Consider the following 1,757-nt stretch of genomic DNA (forward strand, 5'->3'; position numbering starts at 1 on the left):
TTTAAATTCTAAAAAGATAGTTTTATCTTTAGCTACTATTTCTTTCTTAGCGAGTTGTGCTAATGCTACATTAAATTCTGAAATAAAAACTTATGATGAAGCAAATAAAAATACTAAAGCTAGATCAGCCAGTATGTATAGTCCTCAAGCTAGAATCAATACAACTGTAAGTAGTTCAGAAACTAGCACAATCAACATTTCCGATTCAGGTCCACATACCATAATAATTCGATCAGGTGGAACTTTAGGTAGTATAGGTAATACGGGTAATATTATTTATGCTTCTACTAACAATGGCAATACTCTTACTCTTGCAAATCTTACCAATAATGGAACCATCAATGGTAAAGTAGCCATACAAAATAGCCAAGATAACCTCACAGGAACCATCACTGTCAATACCTTTGAAAATATAGGTCAAGTTAATGGTCAAATTTATATGGGAGTTTGGGGAAATAAAAACTCAGGAATTCTCACTGTGGATCAGTTTGATAACAGTGGAACTATAGCTTCAAGCGATAAAGGAGTTTTTTTCGAAGGCGGTGCTAATAATAAATCCACGATTAATAATTTTAACAATACTGGAGTTATAAGTTCAACAAATAAAGAAGCTGTCCAGTTTACTCATACTAATGTACAAACTCTTAAAAATAGCGGCACTATTCAAAGTAGTAGTCAAGATCCAAATAACTGGAATACACAAGCAATATATGTTGGCGATTCTACAATCCAAACATTTATCAATAGCGGAACCTTAAAAGGCGATGGAAGAAAAGATCCAGGAGGACCTAATGGGGCTATGTTTGCTAGCTCTGGGGTAAATCTTTCTGGTTCTACTATAACAAATTTTGATAACTCAGGTATTCTTTCAGGAAGAGTAGGTATAAATATATCAAGTACCACTATAGATAATTTTAAAAACACTGGTACTATAGAAGGAACATCTGGAGCCAAACAATTATCAGGAGCAGTATTCATTCAAAGTTGGAGAACTTCAAGCTCCACTATTAAAAATTTTGAAAACACAGGTCTAATCAAAAATCAAAACGGCAATGCTATCTTCATAGGTGATGGCAACAAGATAGAAACCCTTACAAATAAAGGAACTATAGAAGCAGGCAACAATGGTATAACTTTTTATGCATTTGATACAAATAAAAAGCCCGTTAATATTGGTAAAATCACTATAGAAAAAGGTGGTGTTATTAAAGCAGGCAATGATGCAATCCATATAGATGGAAGTAAAAATGGTATTGAGGGTGAAGGCATTGAAGTTAAAGCAGGGGGTAGATTAGAAGGTGGTAATGCAGGTATTTATATAGGTGGCGGTAAGCAAGTAAATACTAGCATCAATGTATCTGGAACTATCCAAGGTGGTAATGGGGGTATTATAAATACTGGAACCATTGGAAAAGAAGGACAAGAAAAACAAGAATACGGAATCACTATTGAAAATGAAGGTCTTATTGCTTCTGCAAAAGGAAGTGGTATTTTAAATACTGACAATGGAATTATTTATGGTAATATCTTCAATAGAAGTAATAATAATTTAAGTTTAAAAAATGATTCTGATGCGACTATTACAAGTGGTATTAAAAATGAAGGTGGTGGAACCATCTTTGTTAATAACCAAGGAACCATAGATAAAGATAATAGTGGCAATCATTTAACTAATAGCGGATCTGGTAGCATAGTCATAGAAGATTGGGTTGTTTCTACAGATAAAGATACAGGTAAATTAGACACTGTGGTTGTAG

General features: G+C 33.5%; 1 pseudogene. It reads left to right on the top strand.

Annotated elements, in window-relative coordinates:
* Positions 1 to 1,757 (top strand): annotated as a pseudogene (locus AJN70_RS09635) (hypothetical protein); the annotation flags it as partial.

The sequence above is a fragment of the Campylobacter sp. BCW_4341 genome, assembly GCF_001764255.1.
Lineage (GTDB): Bacteria > Campylobacterota > Campylobacteria > Campylobacterales > Campylobacteraceae > Campylobacter_D > Campylobacter_D jejuni.